28 protein-coding genes, 1 pseudogene and 1 other annotated feature are annotated in these 24,948 nt (G+C 42.1%); of the genes and pseudogenes, 2 read left to right on the plus strand and 27 right to left on the minus strand.

Annotated elements, in window-relative coordinates:
* Nucleotides 1-20: 20 nt before the first annotated feature.
* From QMQ21_RS01585 to QMQ21_RS01625, 9 genes are all read right to left on the minus strand, one after another.
* Nucleotides 21-1,007, minus strand: a complete 987-nt coding sequence (locus QMQ21_RS01585; RefSeq protein WP_162489587.1) for a dihydroorotate dehydrogenase — start codon at nucleotides 1,005-1,007, stop codon at nucleotides 21-23.
* On the minus strand, nucleotides 970-1,770 hold the full coding sequence (locus tag QMQ21_RS01590; RefSeq protein WP_261035303.1) for a dihydroorotate dehydrogenase electron transfer subunit: 801 nt from the start codon (nucleotides 1,768-1,770) through the stop codon (nucleotides 970-972). The genes QMQ21_RS01585 and QMQ21_RS01590 overlap by 38 nt, the downstream gene beginning before the upstream one ends.
* A gap of 248 nt (nucleotides 1,771-2,018) precedes the next feature.
* On the minus strand, nucleotides 2,019-2,399 hold the full coding sequence (gene gloA, locus QMQ21_RS01595) for a lactoylglutathione lyase (protein WP_000157153.1): 381 nt from the start codon (nucleotides 2,397-2,399) through the stop codon (nucleotides 2,019-2,021).
* A 58-nt stretch (nucleotides 2,400-2,457) separates the two neighbouring features.
* Nucleotides 2,458-2,817 carry a 50S ribosomal protein L20 gene (gene rplT / locus QMQ21_RS01600; RefSeq protein WP_000124834.1) on the minus strand — a complete coding sequence of 120 codons (360 nt, stop codon included), beginning with the start codon at nucleotides 2,815-2,817 and terminating at the stop codon, nucleotides 2,458-2,460.
* Between the two features lie 51 nt (nucleotides 2,818-2,868).
* Entirely contained in the window at nucleotides 2,869-3,069 is a 201-nt protein-coding gene (gene rpmI, locus QMQ21_RS01605; protein WP_001125943.1) for a 50S ribosomal protein L35, read from the minus strand.
* Nucleotides 3,070-3,101: 32 nt separating this feature from the next.
* Nucleotides 3,102-3,632, minus strand: coding sequence for a translation initiation factor IF-3 (gene infC / locus QMQ21_RS01610; protein ID WP_000848180.1), 531 nt, complete (start codon nucleotides 3,630-3,632; stop codon nucleotides 3,102-3,104).
* Nucleotides 3,633-3,647: 15 nt separating this feature from the next.
* Nucleotides 3,648-3,779, minus strand: a sequence feature (ribosomal protein L20 leader region).
* A gap of 72 nt (nucleotides 3,780-3,851) precedes the next feature.
* Complete coding sequence (locus QMQ21_RS01615) at nucleotides 3,852-6,092, minus strand: DNA internalization-related competence protein ComEC/Rec2 (RefSeq protein WP_261813789.1); 2,241 nt, start codon at nucleotides 6,090-6,092, stop codon at nucleotides 3,852-3,854.
* Nucleotides 6,076-6,726 carry a helix-hairpin-helix domain-containing protein gene (locus tag QMQ21_RS01620; RefSeq protein ID WP_261035301.1) on the minus strand — a complete coding sequence of 217 codons (651 nt, stop codon included), beginning with the start codon at nucleotides 6,724-6,726 and terminating at the stop codon, nucleotides 6,076-6,078. Before QMQ21_RS01620 ends, QMQ21_RS01615 begins: the two co-directional genes overlap by 17 nt.
* A gap of 66 nt (nucleotides 6,727-6,792) precedes the next feature.
* Nucleotides 6,793-7,362, minus strand: coding sequence for a GNAT family N-acetyltransferase (locus tag QMQ21_RS01625; RefSeq protein ID WP_229294787.1), 570 nt, complete (start codon nucleotides 7,360-7,362; stop codon nucleotides 6,793-6,795).
* A 171-nt stretch (nucleotides 7,363-7,533) separates the two neighbouring features.
* On the opposite strand from QMQ21_RS01625, the gene ald reads away from it, so the two are divergent.
* Nucleotides 7,534-8,646, plus strand: coding sequence for an alanine dehydrogenase (gene ald / locus QMQ21_RS01630; RefSeq protein WP_261035300.1), 1,113 nt, complete (start codon nucleotides 7,534-7,536; stop codon nucleotides 8,644-8,646).
* Between the two features lie 56 nt (nucleotides 8,647-8,702).
* Here ald and QMQ21_RS01635 read toward each other — a convergent pair whose 3' ends face one another.
* From QMQ21_RS01635 to QMQ21_RS01720, 18 genes are all read right to left on the minus strand, one after another.
* On the minus strand, nucleotides 8,703-9,698 hold the full coding sequence (locus QMQ21_RS01635) for a PhoH family protein (RefSeq protein WP_261035298.1): 996 nt from the start codon (nucleotides 9,696-9,698) through the stop codon (nucleotides 8,703-8,705).
* Nucleotides 9,699-9,782: 84 nt separating this feature from the next.
* Nucleotides 9,783-9,998 (minus strand): YozE family protein, encoded by a 216-nt coding sequence (locus tag QMQ21_RS01640; protein ID WP_261013610.1) that lies wholly within the window; start codon nucleotides 9,996-9,998, stop codon nucleotides 9,783-9,785.
* A gap of 45 nt (nucleotides 9,999-10,043) precedes the next feature.
* The gene (locus QMQ21_RS01645) at nucleotides 10,044-10,601 is read right to left on the minus strand and encodes a GrpB family protein (protein WP_025172871.1); all 558 of its coding nucleotides are present in this window, start codon (nucleotides 10,599-10,601) and stop codon (nucleotides 10,044-10,046) included.
* A gap of 11 nt (nucleotides 10,602-10,612) precedes the next feature.
* Nucleotides 10,613-11,467, minus strand: a complete 855-nt coding sequence (cvfB, locus tag QMQ21_RS01650) for an RNA-binding virulence regulatory protein CvfB (protein ID WP_261813790.1) — start codon at nucleotides 11,465-11,467, stop codon at nucleotides 10,613-10,615.
* Nucleotides 11,468-11,526: 59 nt separating this feature from the next.
* Nucleotides 11,527-12,084, minus strand: coding sequence for a ribosome recycling factor (frr, locus tag QMQ21_RS01655; RefSeq protein WP_001262225.1), 558 nt, complete (start codon nucleotides 12,082-12,084; stop codon nucleotides 11,527-11,529).
* 8 nt (nucleotides 12,085-12,092) lie between these two features.
* Nucleotides 12,093-12,830, minus strand: a complete 738-nt coding sequence (gene pyrH / locus QMQ21_RS01660) for a UMP kinase (RefSeq protein WP_000002996.1) — start codon at nucleotides 12,828-12,830, stop codon at nucleotides 12,093-12,095.
* 83 nt (nucleotides 12,831-12,913) lie between these two features.
* A complete protein-coding gene (trmFO, locus tag QMQ21_RS01665) occupies nucleotides 12,914-14,248 on the minus strand; it encodes a methylenetetrahydrofolate--tRNA-(uracil(54)-C(5))-methyltransferase (FADH(2)-oxidizing) TrmFO (RefSeq protein WP_261035297.1) in 1,335 nt (444 codons plus the stop codon).
* Between the two features lie 236 nt (nucleotides 14,249-14,484).
* A complete protein-coding gene (rsmI, locus tag QMQ21_RS01670) occupies nucleotides 14,485-15,354 on the minus strand; it encodes a 16S rRNA (cytidine(1402)-2'-O)-methyltransferase (RefSeq protein WP_049502494.1) in 870 nt (289 codons plus the stop codon).
* Nucleotides 15,355-15,356: 2 nt separating this feature from the next.
* Nucleotides 15,357-15,674: a DNA replication initiation control protein YabA gene (gene yabA, locus QMQ21_RS01675; RefSeq protein ID WP_000358228.1), complete on the minus strand. Its 318-nt coding sequence runs from the start codon at nucleotides 15,672-15,674 to the stop codon at nucleotides 15,357-15,359.
* A gap of 39 nt (nucleotides 15,675-15,713) precedes the next feature.
* On the minus strand, nucleotides 15,714-16,604 hold the full coding sequence (locus QMQ21_RS01680; protein WP_049546779.1) for a DNA polymerase III subunit delta': 891 nt from the start codon (nucleotides 16,602-16,604) through the stop codon (nucleotides 15,714-15,716).
* Complete coding sequence (tmk, locus tag QMQ21_RS01685; RefSeq protein WP_049502492.1) at nucleotides 16,601-17,239, minus strand: dTMP kinase; 639 nt, start codon at nucleotides 17,237-17,239, stop codon at nucleotides 16,601-16,603. Before tmk ends, QMQ21_RS01680 begins: the two co-directional genes overlap by 4 nt.
* 228 nt (nucleotides 17,240-17,467) lie before the next feature.
* Nucleotides 17,468-18,265, minus strand: a complete 798-nt coding sequence (gene proC, locus QMQ21_RS01690) for a pyrroline-5-carboxylate reductase (RefSeq protein ID WP_223340078.1) — start codon at nucleotides 18,263-18,265, stop codon at nucleotides 17,468-17,470.
* Between the two features lie 3 nt (nucleotides 18,266-18,268).
* Nucleotides 18,269-19,531 carry a glutamate-5-semialdehyde dehydrogenase gene (locus QMQ21_RS01695; RefSeq protein ID WP_261813791.1) on the minus strand — a complete coding sequence of 421 codons (1,263 nt, stop codon included), beginning with the start codon at nucleotides 19,529-19,531 and terminating at the stop codon, nucleotides 18,269-18,271.
* A 9-nt stretch (nucleotides 19,532-19,540) separates the two neighbouring features.
* Nucleotides 19,541-20,650, minus strand: coding sequence for a glutamate 5-kinase (gene proB, locus QMQ21_RS01700; protein WP_261055927.1), 1,110 nt, complete (start codon nucleotides 20,648-20,650; stop codon nucleotides 19,541-19,543).
* A gap of 100 nt (nucleotides 20,651-20,750) precedes the next feature.
* Nucleotides 20,751-22,634: a phosphorylcholine esterase CbpE gene (cbpE, locus tag QMQ21_RS01705; protein ID WP_261813792.1), complete on the minus strand. Its 1,884-nt coding sequence runs from the start codon at nucleotides 22,632-22,634 to the stop codon at nucleotides 20,751-20,753.
* A 2-nt stretch (nucleotides 22,635-22,636) separates the two neighbouring features.
* On the minus strand, nucleotides 22,637-23,524 hold the full coding sequence (locus QMQ21_RS01710; RefSeq protein ID WP_000403207.1) for an RluA family pseudouridine synthase: 888 nt from the start codon (nucleotides 23,522-23,524) through the stop codon (nucleotides 22,637-22,639).
* The gene (lspA, locus tag QMQ21_RS01715; RefSeq protein WP_000745686.1) at nucleotides 23,514-23,975 is read right to left on the minus strand and encodes a signal peptidase II; all 462 of its coding nucleotides are present in this window, start codon (nucleotides 23,973-23,975) and stop codon (nucleotides 23,514-23,516) included. Before lspA ends, QMQ21_RS01710 begins: the two co-directional genes overlap by 11 nt.
* Nucleotides 23,972-24,880 carry a LysR family transcriptional regulator gene (locus tag QMQ21_RS01720; protein WP_001025694.1) on the minus strand — a complete coding sequence of 303 codons (909 nt, stop codon included), beginning with the start codon at nucleotides 24,878-24,880 and terminating at the stop codon, nucleotides 23,972-23,974. Before QMQ21_RS01720 ends, lspA begins: the two co-directional genes overlap by 4 nt.
* On the opposite strand from QMQ21_RS01720, the pseudogene QMQ21_RS01725 reads away from it, so the two are divergent.
* Nucleotides 24,873-24,944, plus strand: a pseudogene (locus QMQ21_RS01725) (AraC family transcriptional regulator); the annotation flags it as partial. The gene QMQ21_RS01720 and the pseudogene QMQ21_RS01725 sit on opposite strands and share 8 nt — an antisense overlap.
* Between the last annotated feature and the right edge of the window lie 4 nt (nucleotides 24,945-24,948).

Consider the following 24,948-nt stretch of genomic DNA (forward strand, 5'->3'; position numbering starts at 1 on the left):
AAGAACAGATTGATTGCAGTTTACCTCAGAGACTCTTTTACTTCCTTGCGTAGATCTTCCAGACTGCTAATGCCGTATTTGTCCATGGCTTTTGGCAGATTTTCGATGATATCAGGACAGGCATATGGATTGGTAAAGTTGGCTGTTCCAACTCCAATAGCAGATGCTCCAGCCAGATACATTTCTAGGGCAGCTTCTGCCGAATCCACTCCTCCCATTCCAATGATAGGCAGGTCTGTTGTTTGGGCGACTTGGCGGATAAGTTTGAGGGCTACTGGAAAGACTGCTGGACCAGACATTCCACCTGTTCCATTGGCCAAGATTGGTTTTCTGGTTTTGAGGTCAAAACGCATTCCAACCAGAGTATTAATCATAGTCAAGCCACTTGCTCCTGCATCCTCTGCTGCCTTTGCGACAGTAACGATATCGGTCACACTAGGGGTTAATTTGACATAAACTGGCACATCAGAGGCTTCCACAGCTGCTTTCACCACATCATAAGCTAAATCTGGATCTTGACCAATCAAGAGTCCATGATTACAGTGATCTACGTTGGGACAAGAAATATTGAGCTCAATAGCCTTCACATTAGTTGCCTTGGAAATACCATGAGAAACAGCCGCATACTCTTGTTTTGAAAAACCAGCTACATTGGCAATAATAGGAAGATTTGGATATTCTCTTTCCAACCAAGGTAGCTTTTCAGCCAAAACAACTTCCAAACCAGGATTTTGCAAACCGATTGCATTAAGCATACCAGCGGGTGTTTCTGCCACCCTTGGAGTTGGATTGCCAAAACGGGGTTCAAGAGTTGTCGCCTTGATCATAATAGAACCCAAAAGGTCTAAATCATAGTACTTGGCATACTCTTGACCAAAACCAAAACAGCCTGATGCTGGAATAATCGGATTTTTCAAATCCAAACCAGGTAGAGAAACTTGTAAACGATTTGTAGTCATAATTTTCTCCTTATAATACAACTGTTCCTGTACGGAAAACAGGGCCATCTTCACAGACGCGTTGGCTGACCGTCTCGCTTTCTGGCACTTTTAGGACGCAGGCATAGCAAGCCCCCATCCCACAAGCCATACGAGATTCTAGAGATAGATAGGCTCTTGGGTGGTCATAAAAGGTTTGATTGATATACTTCATCATGCCAGGCGCCCCACATGAGTAAACAGCATCAAACTGACTGTCTAAATCATTAATGACGACGGAAACATTGCCCTTAATACCATAAGAACCATCATCTGTCGTTACAAAGACTTGACTATATTGGGCTAATTCTTTTTCAAGGATAACAGCAGCCTTATTAGCAAATCCGAGAACTGTCACTACTTTCACACCACGCGCATGCAATTCCTTGGCCACCTCAAGCAAGGGTGGGACACCAATCCCCCCTCCAACTAAGAGAATCTGGCTCTGCTCATCTAGGTCAGACAAGTCAAATCCATTTCCCTGAGGTCCCATCACATCAAGAGTATCTCCCTGACTTAAGGTTGAAAAAATAGCTGTACCAGCACCTTCAATCCGGTAAATGAGATGACACTGCTTGTTAACCTTATCAATAGATGAAATTGAAATAGGACGACGCAAAAGATGGGCATCATCAGGCACGCGCAGATGTAGAAATTGACCTGCTCGCATGGCTTCAACCATTTCCCCTTCTAGGACTAATTCAAAGATTGCTGGCGCGATTTCCTCCTGTGCAACCACCTTCATGGTCTCCAAACGAATTGCACCCAAACGTTTCTTACATGTGAGATTCATGACTTTTCCTCCTTAATTTTTAAGGGGATCAGACAAAGAAAAGACCTTGCTAGTGCAAGGCCTCAGTTAAAATCGTACAACACAAGAGAGCACACTCAAAAAGTCTCCTCTAGAAAATTGTACTATTCTTTTATCTGACACCTTGTGAGTCTCTCTGGACTCCCCTTAAAGGTTAAATTTTTACTAGTATACTCTTTCAGCTAAAAAAAGTCAAGTAGAAAACGAACATTCTACTTGACCTCACGAGATTATTTTTCACGAATGACTTCTACCTTGTAGCCATCAGGGTCTTTGACAAAGTAATAGTTAGGCGCAGTTCCTGGTAGGCCATTTGGCTCAGTAACTTCATAACCTTTGGCACTATGCTCTTGATGAAGTGCCTCAAGATCAGGTGTACTGAGGGCGATATGGGCAAACCCATCTCCAACCACATAAGGACCATGATCGTAGTTATAAGTCAACTCCAACTCATAGTCGTCACCCTCAAGACCTAGATAGACAATCGTGAAGGCATGGTCTGGAAAATCTCTGCGACGCAATTCTTTAAAACCAAAAGCATCTTGATAAAATGCGATTGATTTTTCAAGATTTTCTACTCGCAAGCAAGTGTGTAGCATTTTTGAAGCCATATTTTTCTCCTTTATTTTCAAAAAGACTGGGACAATCCTGTTCCAGTCTTATCTGTTATTATTTACCAAGTTTTGCTTTCGCTGCATCTGCAAGAGCTGTGAAAGCTGCTGCATCGTTAACAGCCAAGTCAGCAAGCATTTTACGGTTAACTTCGATCTCAGCCAATTTCAAACCATGCATCAATTGTGAGTATGAAAGTCCGTTCATACGAGCTGCCGCATTGATACGAGTGATCCACAATTTGCGGAAGTCACGTTTTTTCTGACGACGGTCACGGTATGCATAGTAGTAAGAGTTCATTACTTGTTCTTTTGCAGTACGGAACAAGATGTGTTTAGCTCCATAGTAACCTTTTGCTAATTTAAGAATACGTTTACGACGTTTGCGTGATACAACGCCACCTTTAACACGTGCCATGTTTTATTTCCTCCAAATATTTCCTAGAATTGTTTACTTACTGTTAGGCTATTATTTCAAGCGAGTAAGCATTGCTTTGATACGTTTGTAATCTCCTGAATGCACCATAGATGCTTTACGAAGATGACGACGTTGTTTCTTAGTTTTTCCGTGGAAACGGTGAGAAGTGTAAGCACGGAAACGTTTAAGTCCACCAGAACCTGTACGTTTGAAACGTTTAGCTGATGCGCGGTGTGTTTTTTGTTTTGGCATGATTTTTTCTCCTTTATTTAACTTTCTGACAATTATTTTTTGTCAGTCGCTGGCGCCAATTGCATGAACATTTGACGTCCATCCATTTTAGCACGTTGTTCGATGATGGCAATATCTTGAGTTGCTTCAGCAAACTCGGCTAAAACTTTTGCACCAATCTCTTTATGGGTAATCATACGACCCTTAAAGCGAATAGATACCTTAACTTTATTTCCTTTTTCAAGGAATTTGCGTGCATTGCGAAGTTTTGTATCAAAGTCACCCTTGTCAATAGTTGGACTTAGACGAACTTCTTTCACAGTAACAACACTTTGTTTTTTACGTTGTTCTTTTTGCTTCTTCTGGTACTCAAACTTGAACTTACCGTAGTCCATAATTTTTGCAACAGGCGGTTTGGCTTGGGGTTGAATCAATACTAGGTCAACATTAGCGTTATCAGCCAAAGCTTGCGCTTCACTGAGTGGCTTGATGCCTAGCTGTTCTCCTTCAAGACCAATCAAGCGAACTTCACGTACACGAATCTCATCATTGATGAATAAGTCTTGCTTTGCTATGGTTTTCACCTCTTTTGTTTTATTAGAGAAAAACAATAGCGGACTCGTAAATATACAAGCCCGCACGTTATGATAGCGTTTCTTAGAAACTTTTCATCCGTAGGGCCAGGCAACTTAATGTCACAAGGCGAGAAGCTCTCACTTCTGCTTTTCTCAACTTTTATATGATACCAAGTTTTCTAGACCTTGTCAAGATAAAAAGTTATTTTTTTGAAAAGTTTGTGCTCACTAACCAACCGTTTCGATTTTCCAACTTTTCCAACCTTTAAAGCGTATAGCTCCTTGCTGATCAGTTCGGTAAACTTTACTATTGATATCTTCCAGTCGGGACAAGGTTTCCTGATGAGGGAGTTTCGTTCGATTGTTCTTTCCAACTGAAATGAGAGTGATCTCCGGTTTGAGCTGTTCTAAAAAAGTTAAACTTGATGATTTTTTAGAACCATGTTGGCTAGCTTTCAAAACATCCACTTCTAGGTCAGGATATTGCCTCAGCAATTCCTTCTCTCCTTTCTCCTCCAAATTTCCCGTGAAGAGAAAGTGCTTATCCAAGAGTTTTCCATACAGAACCAGAGAATCATCATGACCTCCATCTCCAATTTTCCTTGGAGATAGGACTTCTAACTGACTTCCAAAAATTGGCAAGTTCTCTCCTGCTGTCACACTGCGCACCTTGGTTTGAGTCGCTTGTAGTTCTGCCACAAATTCCTTCTGTTTCAGACTGCCTTTTGATACTAAAATCTCCCCTACATGGAAAGCCTTAGTCACCTCCAACAAATCTCCAACATGCTCCTTGTCCGTATTTGTCAAAATCAGCTGGTCAATCTTGGCCACTCCTCGACTTTTGAAATAGGGAATCAAGGTTCGCTGGGCATTGCTGGTCGTCGCCTTTTCTTGCCATTTTTCGATTTTCTTATCAGATTTTGCCTTACCGCCCACATCTATGAGAATGGTCTTCCCATTTACATCCCGTAGGAAAATACTTTCTCCTTGCTCCACATCCAGCATGGTAATTTCATTTTCCAGTGGATACTTGGTCAGGAAAAAGAGACCCACAATAAGTAAGCTGAAGCCAGCTACTCTTTTGATATTTTTCCTCAAATCATAGACTAAAGCTAAGGAAATTAACAATAAGATTAAAAGCCATGAATTGGGTTGTCCAAAGACCAAAGGTCTACTTGCCACCTGTGACACTAAGCGAATCATTCCCTCTAACCATTCAAAAATAAAATTCAGCTGAATGACTGGATAGAGAAAGGAAAGGGCAAATAAGATAGACAAGAGGGGTAAGAAGACCAAGTCAAAAAGAAAGGAAAAGACAAAGGTCAAAAGAATTGACCAAGGTTGAAATTCTGCAAAATAGAAGGATAAAATGGGTAATATGCCCAAGGAGATGACTAGACTTTCTCTGGCAACAGCCTTGAGTCCCTCGCCTTCTTTGCTGGTCATGGTCAGGATAAAAGCATAAGCACAGGACAAGACTCCTCCTGCTGTCAAGAAAAAGTTTGGCATGACAATAAAGAGGACAAGCACCGTCAGGGCAAAATTATCCAAGCCCTTAACACCATGTTGAGCCAGTAACTTCTGCAAGAGACTGCGAATGACTGATGCTGAAAACCCTGTCAGCCCTGCATAGACAAGGGAAAAGGGATAGGTCAGCCATTTCAACTTTTCTTGGGTCAAGCCCAATCGCAAGAGAAGTTTCTTAAATCCATCCATGAAAAATCCTACCTGCATACCAGACAAAGCAAAAAGGTGGATAATTCCTAAACTAGAATAAAGCTCATTCATCTCCTCAAAATCTGTATCCAGATGCCCTAACAAGAGCCCTGTCATGTAATTGCGCATAGGATCTGGAAAGTGCGTCTTAATCCAAACTACAGCCTTTCGGCGTACACTGGACAGGTTTTCACCTATATCCCAACTGCTAACCTTTTGAAGTGACTGGATTCTTTTAATATTGATAATCTGGTAAATTCCCTGAGTCTTCAGATAGGCTTGATAGTTAAATCCACCAAAATTCCTCTGCCCCTCTGGCTCCGAAAGTTTTCCTTCTAGTTCTATCTCATGAAGGGCTGTTAAATCTTGAAAGGCTTCTTTTTCCTCCTCAGACTGGAGTTTATAATAAACTTGAAAAATGCGTCCATCAGCCTTGCCACGAAAGGACAGACTATCTCCATTGACCTTAATAGTGTCGGGCAGAATCCGTACCCTTTCAACAGAATCCGCCAAATTTTGACTCGCTTGACCCTGTTGCCAATTTTGAAACAGAAACCAGAAGGCAAAGATTCCGCAAATAACTAGAACTTTTCCAGCAGGTTTCCAAGGAAATTGGATAAAGAGACAGATTAGCAGAAAAACGAAGCCCAATAAAGCAAGATAGGATGCTGAGAAAATAGCATAGTAAAGCCAGAGTAATAGAAAACTCAGGTAAATTAAGGGAATAGGGAAATTCTTAATCCACTGTAACATAATCTTTTAGCTTTTCTATGGTCTTGGCACCAATGCCAGAGACTTTCTTGAGTTCATCAACCGACTTGAATTTCCCATTTGCCTCACGATGGTCGATAATGTCCTGAGCTCGTTTTCCTCCCAGTCCCTTGACCTGCTTGAGTTCTTCCAGACTGGCCTTGTTGAGATTGACCTTCTTGTCCTTGCTTGTTGAAGAAGGCGCTCCAGAACCTGCCTGTTGACTAGCTGATTCTTCTCCCTTAGTTGGAACGTAAACCAGAGCCTCATCACTAACTTTCTGAGCTAGATTGAGCGACTTGCTATCTGCTTGCTCTGTCAAGCCACCAGCCTTTTGAATAGCATCATTGACCCGACTACCTACTGGCAAGTCATAAATCCCTGGCGATTTGACAGCACCCTTCACATCTACTGTGATTAGATCTTGTTCAAGAGGTTCTTCCTTTTCTTCCTTCTTCACATCCTTTTCGGATACCGAATCCTTGGAAACAGCTGCAACTTCTGCCTGCAAATTCGTTTCCTTGACAGGTGTTTGTGGAGCTGGCTTTAGCAGGAAAAATCCGCCGACAAGCAAGCCTAGAGCAGTACAAATGACGATGATTTTATACTCTTTGATTTTCTCGATAATTGCTTCCATATTTTCTCCTCTCTTAGATTATTCGTAAGAGGAAGAAAAAACAGTTGAAAATTTCTTCTCAACTGCTTATTTATTTGCAAAATAGTCTTCCTTAGTCAAGACATAATGAACTCTTGTAACGATTCGGCCTTCTTCATGCTGGTCCATACAAGCATATGGTTCTTCATGGGAAAAGCGCATGCCTGATTTCTCCATGACCTTGCCAGATGCGGGATTATCCTTATCGTGAAGGGCGGTCAACTTGTTCATTCCAATCTTCTCAAAAGCCAGCTCAATCACGGCACGATTGGCTTCTGTCGTTAATCCTTGATTCCAATACTTTTTATTGATAATGTAGCCAATAGCCGCCTTCTTAAGAGCAGGATCAATCTTGTGCAAATCAATTGTTCCGATAAATTTGCCATTGCTTTTTAGTTCTATTCCCCAACGTCCCAAGGGATTAGCCAAGTAGAACTGAGCAATATTATTTTTGGTTTCTTCTAAATTTTGATTGGTTAGAAAAGTGTAACGTGTATTATCCTTATCCGAGGCATAGTCAAACATTTCTTCTGCATCATCCAAGGTTACAGGTCTAAGCAATAAACGCTCAGTCTCGACTATTGGATACTGAGCTAGTTTTAAAAAGATTGATTCCATACGTTTCTACCATTCAAAAGTATTTTCTATCAGTCTAGCATAAAAAAGAAGTTACAACAAGTTTTCCTTGCTTTTTAAAGCGGTTTCATATAGAATAAAATCATCACCTTATTTTTATAGATAATGTGATAAATCATTTACAACCCGTCAATAGAAAGGGAGTTTTTCTCTATGTTAATCGGAATTCCAAAAGAAATTAAGAATAATGAAAACCGTGTTGCCCTCACACCTGCTGGTGTCCTCAGCTTAGTCGGTCGTGGTCATCGCGTCCTTATCGAAACAAATGCTGGTCTCGGTTCAGGCTTTACTGATGCTGACTATCAAAAGCAAGGAGCTGAAATTGTCGCTAGTGCTGGTGAAGCTTGGGCTGCAAAGTTAGTCGTGAAAGTAAAAGAACCATTACCTTCTGAATATGAGTACTTGCGTGACGACCTGCTTCTCTTCACCTACTTGCACATGGCCGCTGCTCCTGAATTAGCAGATGCTATGCTAGCAGCAAAAACAACAGGGATTGCCTATGAAACTGTCCATGATTCCCAAGGCCAGTTACCACTCCTCGTTCCTATGAGTGAGGTTGCAGGCCGTATGGCAGTCCAAATCGGAGCTCACTTCCTAACCAAACAAGCAGGAGGTTCTGGCGTCCTACTGGGTGGTGTACCGGGTGTACCTAAAGGAAAAGTAACCATCATCGGTGGTGGTGTCGTAGGGACCCATGCTGCCCGCATCGCTTTAGGATTGGGAGCGCAAGTGACCATCCTTGATATCAGTGCTAAACGTCTCTCCGTTTTAGAGGAGGTCTTTGGTCATCAAATCCAAACCCTTATGTCCAATTCATTCAACATCGAAGCCAGTGTGAGAGATGCGGATGTTGTGATTGGGGCGGTTCTCATCCCAGGTGCCAAAGCACCAAAATTGGTGACAGATGAGATGGTCAAGCAAATGCGTCCAGGCTCTGTCATTGTGGACGTTGCCATTGACCAAGGGGGCGTTATCGAGACAGCTGACCGTGTCACAACGCACGATGAGCCTGTATATGAAAAACACGGTGTGCTCCACTATGCCGTTGCCAACATCCCTGGTGCAGTTGCCCATACTTCTACCATTGCCCTAACCAATGTCACTCTTCCTTATATCGAAGCTTTGGCTGGTAAAGGTTTTGTACAAGCAATCGCTGAAGACGAGGGCTTGCGCCAAGGTGTTACCACTTATCAAGGTTACTTAACCAGTCTTCCAGTAGCCCAAGGTCTCGATAAAAAACATACTCCAATTGATGAACTAGTATAAAAAATCTAATTATCAGATAAAAGAAAGAGCAAGTCCACCTGAACTGCTCTTTTTTGTTATTCTGTTTCTTCTTGGACTTCTTCACGCTCTTCATTTTTAATTGGAGCTGGTTCATAAGCTCGGATAATCTGAGCGACAACAGGATGGCGAACCACATCCTTAGCTGAAAAATGAACAAAGTCAATCTGATGGATGTTCTTGAGTTTTTCTTGAGCATCAATCAGACCAGACTTGACGTTACGTGGCAGGTCAATCTGACTGATATCTCCATTGACAATCATCTTAGAATTAAAGCCTAAACGAGTCAAAAACATCTTCATCTGCATGATGGTCGTATTTTGCGCCTCATCGAGAATGACAAAGGCATCATCCAAGGTCCGTCCACGCATATAGGCAAGGGGCGCAATCTCGATAATTTCACGCTCCATGAGACGAGTCGTTTGGTCTTTCCCCAGAATCTGATACAAGGCATCATAAACAGGTCTAAGGTAAGGATCTACCTTCTCCTTAAGATCACCCGGAAGAAAACCTAGACTCTCTCCTGCTTCCACCGCTGGGCGTGTCAGGATAATTCGTTTGACCTGCCCACGTTTAAGGGCTGTCACTGCCAAGGTAACTGCAAGAAAGGTCTTCCCAGTTCCTGCAGGTCCGATTCCAAAGGTCACATCATGCTGTTTGACACTGTCCACATAAAGTTTTTGACCCAAGGTTTTGACACGGATAGGCTTCCCAGTATTATCCTTGATGATTTCTTCTTCGTAAAGGGCGACAAACTTGTCGATTTCATCGTTTTTGACCATATTAATCGCAGTCACCACATCTGGCGTACCAACGGTCATTCCACGATTCACCAAGACCATCAAGGCTTGGATAACCTGACGGGCTTCCTCACATGCAGCTTCTTCTCCCAAAACCTGCACAATCTCCGTACGAGCATGAATCACCACATTGAGCTCTTCTTCCATCAAACGAAGATGGCGTTCATTAGAACCAAAAAGATGAAACAGGTCATCTGGATGACTCAGTTGAATGTCTATTGAATGTTCCTTCAAATAAAGAACCTCTCTAATCCTTTTATTTCTTTTTATTATAGCAAAGGGGTGGAGAAATTACTAGCCCAAACCCAATGAATCATGCTAGTGTTCTAAGTATTCTTGCCAGATAGCGTCAAAGTCTCCTAGGTTGAAAGAGAAACTGGCATGTTCTTCCAAAAAGCGACTGACCTCATCAAAATCATCTGAGTGTTTTGGAAATGTTGACTCTTCAAAAGCTAGGTCTGCCAAGATGGCTTTGGGACTGTTACTTTTAGGATTGCGCTCAGTCATGAGCCAAGTGTAAAATGATTTTCTCAATTCTTTCTCCTATCAAGACTTTTTTTGATGAAACTTTTCTGATTTTTAAAAATTACTGGACTTAGCCTCTAACACATAGTGGTTTATAAAATCCGTTTTCGCATCAGTATAGGCGTCTCGATTGTGTTCAAATTTTTTCCACAAACTGAGTTTTAATTCCTGATACGCTTGGGCAATATCTGAATGCTGGCAGAGATAATCTCTAAAATAAATCTCGTCATGATCTCCCGTCATTCGCAAATGTAAATGAAAAACTTTCTCAGCAAATCCCTGCTCTGTATATCCTTTATTTAGCGAAATCCTGTTAGGACTCTCCGACATCACTATCCACCCATTCTTCACCAATAAATCCCTAACTCTTGCTAAATCCTCTATTCTACCTACTTCTAACAGAATATCAACGATATTTTTGGCCCAAATATTAGGGATAGCAGTGCTACCGATATGTTCTATTCTTTTAATAACATTTGCACCCAATATTTTTTTCAGACTTGTTTTCTCCAATTCGTACCAGTCTTTCCACTCTGACTTGTGCTCTACTAGAAAAATAGGAAAAAGTTGCCAGAGTTCCTCTAAACTCATTTCTTCAAATTTCTTTATCATGTCTATAAGAGCTAAATCAACTCTGTCCCAAACTGGTCTTGCTTGATTTTGCCAGCCTTCATCAAACCACCAAGTGCTTTCTTGAACTGACCTTTAGAAATACCAAAGGTTGCCTTGATGTCGTCTGGAGATGACTTATCATTTAAGGTCATGAAACCGCCATTGCTTTCCAAATAGGTCAAAATCATCTGGGCATCATTTTCCAACATCTCAAAAGAACGTGGTTTAAGGGAAAGGTTCAAGGTACGGTCCACTTCACGGAAACCAATGACACGCGCATCTAATACTTGACCCAAACGTGGCTCTGCATAGCGCTCGCTAGGATGGATAAAGCCAAGCATGTTATTTTCTGGCAGATAGACAAAGGTACCTGACAGCTTGAGGCGGTAAACAATGGCTGGCCAGTTTTGGTTCTGCATGTTGTTATATGCAGGTCGAGCCAGACGTTGGAAGTCTTCTTGATAAGCCAAGAGTCCCCAGATACGGTCTTTCTTGTCCACTTCAAGACGGATATAGAGTTGGTCGCCTTTCTTAGGCCAGAGTTCCTTGAGCTCAGGAAGAATATCGAGTGACACAACGATTTCCTTGTCAGGAAGTCCTGTATCCACAAAAACACCCAAGTCCTTACGAACTTCTGTAACACGTCCCCAACCAAATTGGTCCTGAGTAGCAGTCACTTCTAGAGTCGTCAAACGGAGTTTTTGCTTCATATCTGTATAGGCGAAACCTTTAACCGTATCCCCTACTGTATGCTGACCTTCTTCCTTAGCAAGAGCATAGGTTTGGCCATCCTTTTGCACAAAGTAAAAACGGTCATTATCATCGATGATGAGTCCAACGATAAAACTTGCAAGATTTGTATTCATATTTCCTTCTTTCGAATAAAACTCAGCCAGCAATGCCAACTGAGTTTTTCTGTTTATTTTTAGACTTCCAAGAGTTCTTTTTCTTTGTTGGCAGTCATGTCGTCGATGTGTTTGACAGCATCGTCTGTTACTTTTTGAATATCTTTTTCAAGAGTCTTCAATTCGTCTTCAGTGATTTCTTTTGCTTTTTCTTGTTTTTTAGCTTCGTCCATAGCATCACGACGGATATTGCGGACAGCCACTTTAGCATTCTCACCAACCTTCTTCACTTCTTTAGCAAGGTCACGACGAGTTTCTTCTGTAAGAGCAGGGATAACCAAACGAATCACAGAACCATCATTAGCTGGTGTAATACCAAGATCAGAAGCGTTCAAGGCACGTTCAATGTCTTTCAATGAAGACTTATCAAATGGTGTTACCAACAAAACACGCGCTTCTGGAATCGTAATTGAAGCGATTTGGTTAAGAGGAGTCTCTACTCCATAGTATTCTACATGTACACGGTCAAGCAAGCTTGCATTGGCACGTCCAGCACGGATACCACCAAATTCACGAGCAAGTGATTGGTGAGACTGAGTCATTCTCTCTTTAGCTTTTTCAATAATTGCGTTAGCCATAATCTTTCTTATTCCTTTTCTTCGATATTATTTGAAACTGTTGTTCCGATATTTTCACCAAATACGACACGTTTGATGTTACCTGGTTGGTTCATGTTAAAGACAACCAAGTCAATGTCGTTGTCCATTGAGAGGGTTGAAGCTGTTGAGTCCATGATACGAAGACCTTTGTTGATAACATCACGGTGGGTCAATTCTTCAAACTTAACAGCTGTCTTGTCTTTCTTAGGATCGGCATTGTAAACACCGTCAACGCCATTTTTAGCCATAAGGATGGCATCTGCTTCGATTTCAGCTGCACGAAGAGCCGCTGTTGTATCTGTTGAGAAGTATGGTGAACCAATTCCGGCACCAAAGATAACGATACGGCCTTTTTCAAGGTGACGAAGGGCACGTCCACGGACATAAGGCTCTGCCACTTGTTGCATAGCAATGGCTGTTTGAACACGCGTATCGACACCAACTTGTTGCAATGAATCTGCCATCACAAGAGCATTCATAACAGTCCCAAGCATTCCTGTGTAATCTGCCTGAACGCGGTCCATTCCTGCTTCTGCAGCAGGTTCTCCACGCCAGAGATTTCCTCCACCGATAACAAGGGCAATTTCGATACCTAAGCTATGAACTTCTTGAATCTCTTTTGCGATTGTTTGAACTGTTTGGATATCAATCCCTACGCCACGTTCTCCGGCAAGGGCTTCACCTGATAACTTGATTAAAATACGTTTATACTTGGGATTCGCCATTTTCACTCTCCTTCTTTTATCCTACCTATTTTATCACAATTTCTAAGATTTTTATAGTATCATGAGCAATTCTTTCAAAAAAATTAGACAGTCAAAAATTCCTCTAAGTCGGCAAGGGCACGCTCTGCAATTTTTTCATAACGAGCCTTCTTATCACGGATACGCTCGCCTGCCAACTCCTTGATGATCCCAAAATTGACATTCATCGGTTGGAAATGTTTGCTGTCCGCATGGGTGATGTAATGAGCTAAGCTTCCGATAGCCGTCGTCTCTGGGAAAATAGCCTCGCTTTCTCCCTTGAAGAGACGAGCCGCGTTAATGCCAGCTACTAAACCTGATGCCGCTGATTCAACATAGCCTTCCACACCCGTCATCTGACCAGCAAAGAAGAGATTTGGTTGTTTCTTAGAACGGTAAGTCTGCTCAAGAAGATTTGGTGAATCCATGTAAGAATTGCGGTGCATAACACCATAACGGACAAACTCAGCATTTTCAAGACCTGGAATCATTTGGAAGACTCGCTTTTGTTCTCCCCATTTGAGGTGAGTCTGGAAACCAACGATATTGTAGAGGCTACCAGCCGCATTGTCCTGACGCAGCTGAACCACCGCATAAGGTGTTTTAAATTCTCCATCACGAGGGCCTGTGTAGTCATCTGGATACTCAAGTCCCACTGGCTTCATAGGGCCATAAAGCATAGTTTTAATACCTCGTTTGGCCATGACTTCGATTGGCATACAACCTTCAAAGTACTTTTCTTTTTCGAAAGAATTAAGCGGAGCTTCTTCCGCATTAACCAAAGCTTCATGAAAATCCATAAACTCCTGCTTGGTCATTGGAGCATTGAGATAAGCGGCTTCCCCCTTATCATAACGAGACTTGAGATAGACCTTGCTCATATCGATGGTGTTGACGTCGATAATAGGGGCTGCAGCATCGTAGAAATAGAAACCATCGCCATCATTAAGGGCATGAATTTTTTCAGCCAAGGCATCACTTGTCAAGGGACCAGTCGCCACAACTGTAATAACATCTGTCGGCAATTCTGTAATTTCATCACGCACCACCTCAATCAAGGGGTGGTTGGTAACTTTTTCTGTCACCATTTGGGAGAAACCATCACGGTCCACCGCAAGCGCACCACCTGCAGGAACACGTGTAGCCTCAGCAGATTCCAAAATAACAGAACCCAAGCGACGCATTTCTTCCTTGAGAAGACCAACTGCATTTGTCAAAGCATCCCCACGAAGAGAATTGGAACAAACCAACTCTGCAAAATTGTCTGTTTTGTGCTGGGGTGTTGACTTGACACCACGCATTTCATAAAGTTTAACTGGAATACCACGCTCTGCAATTTGGTAGGCAGCTTCAGAACCTGCCAAACCAGCACCGATAACATTGATATAAGATTGAGACACGACACTAATACCTCTTTGGGAGTGTGAAGACAAGTTTCACATTGAAAAAGCCAACCGAACTTGCCTAGCTTTCGAATTTCTTGGCTCAGGCTGAAAAAGTCCACAGGACTTACTTCGCTTTCAAGTTTCTTGGCTCAGGCTGAAAAAGTCCACAGGACTTTTTCACTCCCACAAATCTTTCTATTTTTTTCTTCTACTAGTATAACAAAAAAAGGGAAGAAGGCAAACTTCCCTGTTTAGTCATTTTCTTCCCAATCGTGATAGGCAGCGTAGAGCTGGCTTTTATTCCACTGGTAGTGTTTCGCAACTTCCTTGATAGCTTGATTTTTCTTCATGCCTTGCTGGATGCGTACTTGTATTTCTGAAAACAAGTCCTCCTCATCTTTTTCCTCCACATCCTGACTGGCACCTTCGACGATGAGAAGGCATTCGCCCTTGAGTGGCGTTTCAGCTATGCTTTCTAATAACTCTGAAATGGTACCTCTTTGGTATTCTTCATAGATTTTAGTCAATTCCCTAACCAAGACGACCGAGCGATTACCGTAGACTTCTAGCATATTTTCTAACGTATCTGCCACACGATGAGGCGATTCATAGAAAATCTGGGTTTCAGGATAGTCTTTTTTCAAGTCGAAAAATTGCTTTTGCTGGCCTGATTTTCTCGGTAAGAAGCCGTAAAAGATATGTGGCTGTGGCGCTAAACCACTGGCAATCAAGGCAGAAATTCCTGCAGAGGCACCTGGAACAGTCACAACCGCAATTTCTTCCTCAATGGCTGCCTTGACCAAATCATGACCAGGGTCTGAGATACTAGGCAGACCTGCATCGGATACCTGAGCAATACTTTGCCCTGCTTTCAGGAAACCAATCAAATCAGGAATCTTTTCCTTGGCATTGTGCTCATGAAAACTAACCTGCTTGGTAGAAATGTCAAAATGCTTGAGCAATAGACCTGTATTGCGCGTGTCCTCAGCAGCAATCCAGTCCACTTCTTTCAAGGTCTGGATAGCTCGAAAGGTCATATCATCTAAATTGCCAATCGGCGTTGCCACTAGATACAGCTTGCCGTAGGGAGACTGCCCCTTAAAACTTTTTTGAATTTGCATGCCTACTCCCTGTACAACAACTCGTCACAGAACATACATTCCTCGTCCTGCTCTCGACGTTGTCCATAAAAATCATTACAAACGTGAAACCCATCACGGTAAATGCGACGGACACTTTCACGAACATGCTTAGCCTTGACAGGAGCATCTGCTTCCACCTCACCCAAGCGTTCGCGCAACTTACTATTTTCCAAGCGAAGAGCTGTATTTTCCTCTACCAGGCTCTTGAGATTTTTCTTGATGGCTTCCACATCAGCCAAGGTTACCAATAACTGTTGGGAAAAATCATCCAGCGCGTCAAATAATTCTTTTTTGTCCATAAAACAGCCCTTTCCTTTCTTTATCGTTCATTTTTGAGTTTATATTTCTTTCAAGACCAGATATTCCATGACATTTTGAAAGCTGACATTAGCCTGCCACATTTTTCTAGCTTCTAGCAAATCTTGTAAAATCACTCTTACTCTTGCTTGTAGGATATCTTGTCCACAGAGAACTTCAAGAATCCGTAAAACCTGATCTTGTTTTTCCTTGTCATCTGCCAAGTTGGCTAATTTAGCAACCTGCAGATAACTTTCTTTTTTCTTAGCCACTAACCAAGTCAGCAGGCGTTCACTTTCATCAACCAAGGTCCAAAAACTTGCCTGATTGGCTAACTTTTCTGCTTCAGCTCGCGATTGACTAAACTGGGCTAAAAGAGTTGCTTTTTTCTTGACCAGACCTGCTTGTTCTAATTGATGGATGAATTTTTCTTCTTGCTTTTTAAAGTGGAAAATCTGGGTCCGACTTCGGATGGTCGGTAAAATCTTTTCTTCATCGCTTGTCAAGAAGAAAATATAAACCTCACTCTGGGGTTCTTCGATGACCTTGAGCAGAGAATTGGCTGCGTTAGGATGCATTTTCTCAGCTTGCTCGATAATAAAAACCTGTTGCTGGCTTTCAATCCCTGCTTGGGAAAACTGACCCACCAATTCCCGAATGCGTTCTGTCTTGATGACCTGATTGACTGGCTTAATTAAGGTAACATCGGGAAATTCTCCCTGTTCAATAAGCTTACAATTCCGACATTTCTCACATGGCAACACACCTACTTTATCCGTACAAAAGAGGCTCTTAGCTAGAAATTGAGCCATTTCCAAGCTTCCAAAGAAACCTGAAAAGAGATAGGCGTGATTGAGCTGGTCTTGTTCTAAGATACGGACAAAGCGGTCAAACTGGTCTGGCTGCCAAGCCTTTAGTTGATCTTGTTTCATTTAATCAAGCCCATTCTCTCAAACAAGATATCCTTGGTAGTTTCCACAACTTGCTCCAATGGAAGACTCGCATCAATCTTGACAATGCGATTTCCTTCTTTTTCCAGGAGAGAAAGATAACCTTTACGAACTTTTTTATGCAAGTCCAAACCTTCTAAGTCCAAACGATTGACCTCACGATTGCTATTAGCAGCAATGCGAGCCAGTCCTTCTTCCACCTCGATGTCAAAATAGAGGGTCAAATCGGGTTTGAGGCCATCTGTCGCAAACTGATTGAGCCAATCAATGGCGTCAATATCCAAGCCACGACCAAATCCCTGATAAGCAAGAGAACTATCGATGAAGCGGTCCATAATAACCAACTTGCCAGCTTCAAGTGCTGGAAGAACTTTTTCCACCAAGTGCTGTCTGCGACTAGCAATATAAAGAAGCAATTCTGTCTTCGCATCCATCTGAGTATGACTTGGATCCAAAATTACTTCCCGAATCTTCTCCCCGATCAAGACTCCGCCAGGTTCACGGGTCGTCAGCACTTCTACTCCTTTTTCCTCTAAAATTGGTAGCAGAGCCTCTAAAACACTGGTCTTGCCTGCTCCCTCTGGTCCCTCAAGAGAGACTAAAAATCCTTTTGACATGTCTAACTCATTTCTTTTTTACTACTTCTATTCTATCAAAAAATAGGGGTTTGTGACAATCTTTTTTGTCTTCTCATTTAATACTCAATGAAAATCAAAGAGCAAACTAGGAAGCTAGCCGCAGGTTGCTCAAAACACTGTTTTGAGGTTGCAGATGGAATCTGACGCAGTTTGAAGAGATTTTCGAAGAGTATCAGCCACCATAAAAGAGGCAGACAAAACTACCTCTTATTTACCTAATTCTTGTGTTCGTTTGTAGGCTTGATGAACTGCATCCATGACTGTTCCTCGAAAAGCATGCGCTTCTAGACTTGCTACGCCAGCGATAGTCGAACCGCCTGGGCTACAAACTTGGTCTTTCAATACTCCAGGATGTTGCTGACTTTCAAGGACCAATTGCCCAGCTCCTACCACAGTTTGAGCCGCCATTTTCAATGCTGTTTCTCGTGGTAATCCTGTCTGAACACCTGCATCTGCCAAGGCCTCAATAAAGAGATAGACAAAGGCTGGTCCACAGCCTGCAAGACCTGTCGCTGCATCTATTAAGCCTTCTCCTAGTTCAACCAAGAGACCAGCCTTAGTTAAAAGCTGACAAAATAGCTCGCTGTCCTCAGCCCTGCAATTAGGAGACAAGGCATAACTAATCACTCCTTGACCAATAGAAGCAGGGGTATTTGGCATCATACGAATAATTCGGTGCTGACTTGGAAGAAGACTTGCTAGTTTTTCCAAGGCCAATCCAGCTGCCATCGAAATCAAAAGAAGACTATCTCTTTTTTCAAGGATGGTCTGATATTGAGAAAGCAGTTCAGAGAACTGAGCTGGCTTAACACCTAGAAAAATCACATCTGCTTCTGCGAATATTTCTTCATTGCTAGAAGCCTGACCCCCAAAGTCTGCAATGAAAGCATCTACCTTGGCTTGGCTACGATTGGCAAGGAGAAGGTCATCGCCCGTCTTAGCCTGCAAGACAGCTTTGGCCAAACTAGCACCCATATTCCCCAAACCGATAAATCCAATCTTCATCTCTTACTCCCTTATCTGTCCGTCACCAGTAACCACATACTTGTAGCTAGTCAACTCCTTCAAGCCCATGGGACCACGCGCGTGCAATTTCTGAGTAGAAATCCCCATTTCACAACCAAGACCAAATTGGCCACCATCTGTGAAACGAGTTGAAGCATTGACATAGACAGCTGCAGAGTCCACTTGATCTGTAAAGTAAGCTGCAGCTTCAGCATTTTCCGTCACAATAGCATCCGAATGATGGGTACTGTGGGTTTCAATATGCGTAACCGCGTCTTCTAAACTGCTCACAACCTTAACAGCTAGAACATAGTCTAAAAACTCGGTATCAAAGTCTTGTGATTCAGCTGCTTGGCCTGAAAGAAACTGACTTGCTTTACTATCTAGGCGGAATTGAATCGGTTCCAGCCCAGCTTCCTCACGCTCTGCAACCAGCACTTGTTCCAAGCGAGGAAGGAAATCCGCTGCCTTGTCTTCATGAACCAGCAAAACTTCCATAGCATTGCAGACAGAAGGACGACTGGTTTTTGCATTGTTGATGATAGACAGTGCCTTGTCATCATCTGCGTCCTTGTCGACATAAACATGGACAATCCCAGTTCCTGTCTCAATAACAGGCACGATAGCATTTTCAACCACGGCATTGATCAAACCAGCCCCTCCACGAGGAATAAGAAGGTCTAGATAGCCCTTGGCCTTCATCATGGAATAGCTACTTTCACGGCTGGTATCTTCCACCAGTTGAATCACATCTGGGTGAATAGTAGTTGTTTCCAAGCCCTTCTTCAAGGCTGTGACAATGGCATGGGCCGTTTGATAGGCATCCTTACCACTACGAAGAACAACTGCATTTCCACTTTTAAGAGCCAAAGCAGCCGCATCAGACGTCACATTTGGACGACTTTCATAGATAATACCAATAACCCCCATAGCCACCCGTTTCTTGGTAATAAGCAAACCATTTTCAAGCTGACTTGTTTCTAAAACTTCACCAATTGGATCTGGTAAGGCAACCACTTCACGAATACCAGTTGCCATCGCTTCTATACGACCTGCATCCAAATAAAGACGATCCAGCATCACATCTGAGATTTTACCCTTAGCAGATTCCATATCAAGGGCATTGGCCTCTAGAATCTCTTCAGTAGCTGCCAATAAATGATCAGCCATGGCTAGCAAGGCTTGGTTTTTCACTGCTTCACTGGCAGTATTGATTGATTTCTTAACAGCCTGTACTTGTTCAAATTGTTCTTGTGTACTTACCATCGTTCACCTCTAAAATTCTGTAAAGAGCAGTTGGATTTCAGGAGTAATGGAAATCCAGTCGTCACGGTGAATCAAGATACCCTTGGCTTTTTGAGAACGCAACATATCCTCCAAAGCAGATGCTCCAAATTGCACGCGTCCTTTTCCAAGTGATTTTCCACTTTCCTTGTCAAATACTGTCACGATATCACCGTAAGAAAAGGCTCCTTCTGCGTCAACAACACCAGATAAAAGGAGACTCTTGCCATGTTGAGAGAGAGCTTCTGCAGCCCCTTTATCAACCCAAATAGAACCTTGACTCTGAGCATAAAAAGCCAGCCATTGTTTCTGGGTACGAAGTCCCTTCTCTTGAGCAACAAAGTAGGAACCATCCTTAGTCTCCTCAGCTGCTTCAATCATGGCATCTGTCTTCAAAGATGAGCAGATATAAACAGGAACTCCTGATTCTGTCGCAATAGTTGCAGCTTTGATTTTTGTAAGCATGCCCCCAGTTCCGTTTGAAGAACCTGCTCCACCTGCCATATCAATAATCTCACGATTGATGGTCTCGATTCGCTCCAAGCGTTTGGCTCTTGGGTCTGAATTAGGATTTCCTGTATAGAGACCGTCTACGTCTGTCAAGAGGACCAAAAGGTCTGCTTGGACCATGGCTGCAACCTGTGCACTCAGAGTATCATTGTCCCCAACCTTGAGCTCATCAATGACGACACTGTCATTCTCGTTGATGATAGGAATCGCTCCACGGCTAAGTAGAACTGACAAAGCCTGATGGGCATTTTTATAACGGCGCTTATCCACAAAGTCATCCTGGGTCAGCAAGATTTGTGCAGAAACGATTTGGCGCAAGAGAAGATTGGTCGTGTATTCTTCCAACAAAAGCCCTTGTCCTACCGCTGCTGAAGCCTGTTTATCAGCAATCTTAGTCGGACGCTTTTTAAATCCTAAGGCCCCAAAACCTGCAGCAATGGCACCTGACGACACCAAAATCAATTCATGACCAGCTTCGTGCAACATAGCCAATTGCTGGGTAATAGCCTTTACCTTACTACGTGATAAACTTCCATCCTCATTTGTCAGAGAAGAAGTCCCCACCTTAAAGACAATCCGTTTGTATTTCATAGTCTCACTCCGATTCTTCATATTTATCCATTATAACATGAATGACAGTAAATAGAAAAGAGTTGATAGGAAAAAGAAGGCCCTAAAACCTTCTTTTTTACTACTGTTCTGATTCCGATTTATTTGCACTCGTTTCAGAGCTTTGTGAAGTTGAAGAAGTCAAATCTTGACTAGTTGAAGAACTTGTAATACTTTCGTGTTGACTCGTTTCTTTATTTTCAAGATCTTTTTTCACTACTTCATTGGATTCTTTTATTTCTGAGTTACTTGTATCTCTAGTTGTAGCAGATTTCTCTACCGGAACATCCACTAACCAGGCACCACTTGAATCAACAGTATAGCCTTCTGGTGTCTTACCATTCACAAGTAATTGACCATTTTCTTTCAAGAAGTACCATTTATCCTTGTCTTTAATCCAACCAACAGCTCGTGAACCGTCTTCCTTATAGAAATACCAATCATTTGCCTTTTTAAGCCAGCCTTGCTTCATAGTTCCTGATTCTTCTAGATAGTAATGATGACCAGAAACTTCTATCTCGCCTGTCTTCATGGTACCAGTAGAATCCATATAGTACCAGGTTTCTTTATCTTTTACCCAGCCCGTTTTCATTTCCCCTGATTGAGCAAAATAGTACCATTGTCCATCAATCTTACGCCATCCTGTTATCATATCCCCATCATTTGATAGATAATAGGTCTGACCGCCAGTATTAAGCCAACCAGTCTCCATCTGATTTTCTTTGTTGAAATAATACCAGCTTCCATTGATTTTCTTCCAATTTTTAGCAGATGCACCAGAGTCTGTCAAATAGAACCAACGATTGTTCCATTTTTTCCATTGATTCTGTAACAAGATACCCGTTTGGTTGAAGTAATACCATTCACCCTTGATTTCATTCCAACCAACTGCATATTCTCCTGTAGAGTCAGGCGCTTGATACCACCAGTTTCCATAAGCACTCTTATGCCAACCAGCTTGAAAACTTGGAATCTGCTTGTAAGAAGTTGAAATATTGACAAAACCATCTTGTCGAATATCAAAAACTGTCGCATCATAGTCTTTGCTGGCTGCGTTAATTCTCTCAATTCCTCGTTCTTTGAGCCAATTGACATACTCACTATCAACACCATTTTTCCAAGGTAAACTATCCGAAGTTTGAACAATCAAACTCGGACTCAAATTTTTAATGAAATCCTTGGTGTTTGATTTATTGGTATCATAGTGATGATTAAACTTCATCAAATCAACTTTTCCAATGAGAGGACCATACTTGTCTTCTGCTCCATGAGCATTATCCAAATCTCCTCCGAGGTAAATTTTCTTACCATTGACTTTTACCACGCTAATCAAGGAATTAGAATTGTCATCCCAAATTTTCTTTAATTCACCTGATGAATCAGTTTCATTTTCATAGTTATAGAGTTGAATATCCATGTCCCCAAACTGAAAATGAGCATCTCCTTGTGTAATGTTTTGAATAACTGAAACACCTTTTTCTGCAGCAGTCTGTAAAACCTTATCATAGCCATACAGATTATCCCATAGATGAGTTGGTGTTGTAATCCGACTATCAGAGTATTTTTTCATGTAGATACGACCAACTGGATAGGTTTGCAGTAACTCATCAACGTTTCCAATATGGTCACTATGGGTATGGGTTACCAAAATAAAATCAAGTTTTTGGACACCCAATTCCTTTAAATGTCGCGAAACACGATCTGTCAGAACATGCTTATAAGATGTTTCAATTCCTTCTCTCCATGGGTAACGAGAATCACTTCCATCTGGGAAATCATAATCTTCTCCTGTATCCACCATGGCAAAATGTCCATTACTTTCAAGAATGATCGCATCACTGCCACCTTCCTGAACATTTATAAAGTGGATTTTATTTCCTGAACTTTCTTGAGCTTGAACATTCCCATGAAATGACAAGCATAAAAAAGCACCTGCAAGTGCTAAACTAGTTAATTTCTTTTTCATTCTTACTTTCTCAATCTCTCCAATGTTTCCTTAAAAATCTCTGGGATATCTGCTGTAAATTCCATGGTCTCACCTGTTCTCGGATGGGTAAAGCCTAGAGTCTTGGCATGGAGAAATTGTCCATGTCCTTTCAAAGTCTTGCGAGGACCATAGACCTCATCACCAGCGACTGGATGGCCAATATAAGCCATGTGAACACGGATTTGATGAGTGCGTCCTGTCTCTAGCTGCAACTCTACCAAGCTGTAATCACCAAAACGTTCCAAGACGTGGAAACGGGTCACTGCAGGCTTCCCTTTAGCAGTCACAGCCTGTTTCTTACGGTCTTTTTCACTACGGCCAATCGGAGCTTCAATCACACCACGATCATTAGGCAGATTTCCATGAACAATAGCCCAATATTTTCGGAGAGACTTTTTATCCTTGAGTTCTTGGGCAAGTGCTAGATGCGCCTCATCGTTTTTAGCAATCATGAGAAGGCCAGACGTATCCTTATCAATACGATGAACAATTCCTGGGCGTAGAACCCCATTGATACCCGACAAGTCCTTAATATGATACATAAGGGCATTTACTAGAGTTCCACTAGTATGACCAGCACTCGGATGCACCACCATCCCCTGAGGTTTGTTAACGACGGCCACATCCTCATCTTGGTAGATGATATCTAGCGGAAGATTCTCAGCCACATACTCTAAGACCTCCGGCTCTGGTACATGGTAAGTGACGATATCACCCTCTTGAACTGTGTATTTAGCTTTCTTGACTTGACCATTAACCAAGACCTGTCCTGATTTGATTTGTTCATTCGCGAGACTACGTGATAATTCTGTCAAATCCGACAAAGCCTTATCTAAACGCAGGCCACCAGTTTCAATTTTAATTTCCATTTATTTCCTCTTTTAGCATTGCAATCAATAAAATAATCACTCCAACAGTCAGATAGCTATCTGCCACATTGAAAATTGCAAAATTGATAAAGTCCAAGTGAAACATATCCACAACAAAGCCCTGACTTACCCTGTCAATAAAGTTTCCAAGACCACCTGCGATAATCAAGGTCAAACCCAAGACCATCCAGAATGAGTCCTCCATGTGTTTATGTAGATACCAAATGGCACCTACCACGACAACCAGGGTAATGACAGCGAATAACAACTGCTGATCTTGTAAGATAGAAAAGGCTGCACCTCGATTTTGCAGGTAGGTCAAACTAACGAAATTGGGAATCCAAGAGCGTACTTCACCCAGTGGAATCTGCTGGACGATATAGGATTTTACCAACTGATCAAGCCCAATCAAAAGTAGTACAATGACTGCCACTATTCCTCTTTTTTTCATGATTTCCTCTTCTGATTAAAATATTCTTGCATGACTTCTACAAAGAGAGTCCCAGCTTGACTCAGCTCCACTTCTTCACGTTTAACATAGACCATGCGATTATCTAGGTTATCCTTGAGACGAATGACTGTAATCCCATTGACACTGTCACTATCTAAAAATCCGGAACCTGTTGCATAAGCGTCCGTCCGCTCCAAAATACCATTCAAAGTAGCACGGTCTGTCACATTGAACATCTGCGAGCTCGCACTGGTATCAACAAAGTTCTCTGAATAATAAAGGTACTCGTCTTTTTCTTGAGTGAAACGAACCGTTGGTAGATCCGCTAAATCCTCCATAACCAATTCCTCTTTCTGAGCCAAAGGATGCCCCTCACGGAGATAAATATGGGTATGGAAGGGAATCAATTCAATGACCTCTAGTCCTAGCTTTTCAACCCGTTGCATAATCCCTTTTTTATTTTGATTGTTGAGGTAGATAATCCCGATCTCACTATGCCCTTGGGCCACTTCGTCTAAGATTTGAACAGTAGTTGATTCAAAAATACGGAAGTTCTTATAGTCAGGATAGCGCTCTGAAAAGGCCGTAATCGTTGGTGGCAAGAAGTCATAGTGCTGACTAGCAATGGAAAATTCATCTTTTTCTTCCTCAGGGTTGGCATACTGATTTTGAAAAATATCAAATCCTTTAACCAATTCTTGCGCTTTTTCATAGAATTCCATACCACGACGGGTCAAGAAAGTCCCTGAGCTGGTCCGACGGAAAATCTTAAACCCCAACTCTTTTTCCAAATCACGAACAGAAATAGACAGACTCGGCTGACTAACATACATCTTTTCAGCAGCTTCACGGAAAGTACCACTATTCGCAATAGCCACAACATAGCGTAATTGTTGAATGTTCATCTTCTACCCCCAACTTCTTTATCTTTTCATTATACCATATTTTAGAAGTTTTCCATCGAAGAAAAATA

Source organism: Streptococcus bouchesdurhonensis (genome assembly GCF_948472335.1).

What these genes read in the sequence shown, in the direction of transcription:
- ald (WP_261035300.1), top strand. Translation starts at nt 7,534, where the DNA reads ATGTTAATCGGAATTCCAAAAGAAATTAAGAATAATGAAAACCGTGTT.
- QMQ21_RS01625 (WP_229294787.1), bottom strand. Translation starts at nt 7,362, where the DNA reads ATGGAATCAATCTTTTTAAAACTAGCTCAGTATCCAATAGTCGAGACT.
- tmk (WP_049502492.1), bottom strand. Translation starts at nt 17,239, where the DNA reads ATGTCAAAAGGATTTTTAGTCTCTCTTGAGGGACCAGAGGGAGCAGGC.
- proC (WP_223340078.1), bottom strand. Translation starts at nt 18,265, where the DNA reads ATGAAGATTGGATTTATCGGTTTGGGGAATATGGGTGCTAGTTTGGCC.
- QMQ21_RS01645 (WP_025172871.1), bottom strand. Translation starts at nt 10,601, where the DNA reads ATGATAAAGAAATTTGAAGAAATGAGTTTAGAGGAACTCTGGCAACTT.
- QMQ21_RS01720 (WP_001025694.1), bottom strand. Translation starts at nt 24,880, where the DNA reads ATGAACATTCAACAATTACGCTATGTTGTGGCTATTGCGAATAGTGGT.
- cvfB (WP_261813790.1), bottom strand. Translation starts at nt 11,467, where the DNA reads ATGAATACAAATCTTGCAAGTTTTATCGTTGGACTCATCATCGATGAT.
- QMQ21_RS01620 (WP_261035301.1), bottom strand. Translation starts at nt 6,726, where the DNA reads ATGGAAGCAATTATCGAGAAAATCAAAGAGTATAAAATCATCGTCATT.
- QMQ21_RS01615 (WP_261813789.1), bottom strand. Translation starts at nt 6,092, where the DNA reads ATGTTACAGTGGATTAAGAATTTCCCTATTCCCTTAATTTACCTGAGT.
- gloA (WP_000157153.1), bottom strand. Translation starts at nt 2,399, where the DNA reads ATGGCTTCAAAAATGCTACACACTTGCTTGCGAGTAGAAAATCTTGAA.
- rsmI (WP_049502494.1), bottom strand. Translation starts at nt 15,354, where the DNA reads ATGCAAATTCAAAAAAGTTTTAAGGGGCAGTCTCCCTACGGCAAGCTG.
- cbpE (WP_261813792.1), bottom strand. Translation starts at nt 22,634, where the DNA reads ATGAAAAAGAAATTAACTAGTTTAGCACTTGCAGGTGCTTTTTTATGC.
- frr (WP_001262225.1), bottom strand. Translation starts at nt 12,084, where the DNA reads ATGGCTAACGCAATTATTGAAAAAGCTAAAGAGAGAATGACTCAGTCT.
- QMQ21_RS01585 (WP_162489587.1), bottom strand. Translation starts at nt 1,007, where the DNA reads ATGGCCCTGTTTTCCGTACAGGAACAGTTGTATTATAAGGAGAAAATT.
- QMQ21_RS01695 (WP_261813791.1), bottom strand. Translation starts at nt 19,531, where the DNA reads ATGGTAAGTACACAAGAACAATTTGAACAAGTACAGGCTGTTAAGAAA.
- pyrH (WP_000002996.1), bottom strand. Translation starts at nt 12,830, where the DNA reads ATGGCGAATCCCAAGTATAAACGTATTTTAATCAAGTTATCAGGTGAA.
- proB (WP_261055927.1), bottom strand. Translation starts at nt 20,650, where the DNA reads ATGAAATACAAACGGATTGTCTTTAAGGTGGGGACTTCTTCTCTGACA.
- QMQ21_RS01590 (WP_261035303.1), bottom strand. Translation starts at nt 1,770, where the DNA reads ATGAATCTCACATGTAAGAAACGTTTGGGTGCAATTCGTTTGGAGACC.
- QMQ21_RS01710 (WP_000403207.1), bottom strand. Translation starts at nt 23,524, where the DNA reads ATGGAAATTAAAATTGAAACTGGTGGCCTGCGTTTAGATAAGGCTTTG.
- rplT (WP_000124834.1), bottom strand. Translation starts at nt 2,817, where the DNA reads ATGGCACGTGTTAAAGGTGGCGTTGTATCACGCAAACGTCGTAAACGT.
- yabA (WP_000358228.1), bottom strand. Translation starts at nt 15,674, where the DNA reads ATGGACAAAAAAGAATTATTTGACGCGCTGGATGATTTTTCCCAACAG.
- rpmI (WP_001125943.1), bottom strand. Translation starts at nt 3,069, where the DNA reads ATGCCAAAACAAAAAACACACCGCGCATCAGCTAAACGTTTCAAACGT.
- lspA (WP_000745686.1), bottom strand. Translation starts at nt 23,975, where the DNA reads ATGAAAAAAAGAGGAATAGTGGCAGTCATTGTACTACTTTTGATTGGG.
- QMQ21_RS01680 (WP_049546779.1), bottom strand. Translation starts at nt 16,604, where the DNA reads ATGAAACAAGATCAACTAAAGGCTTGGCAGCCAGACCAGTTTGACCGC.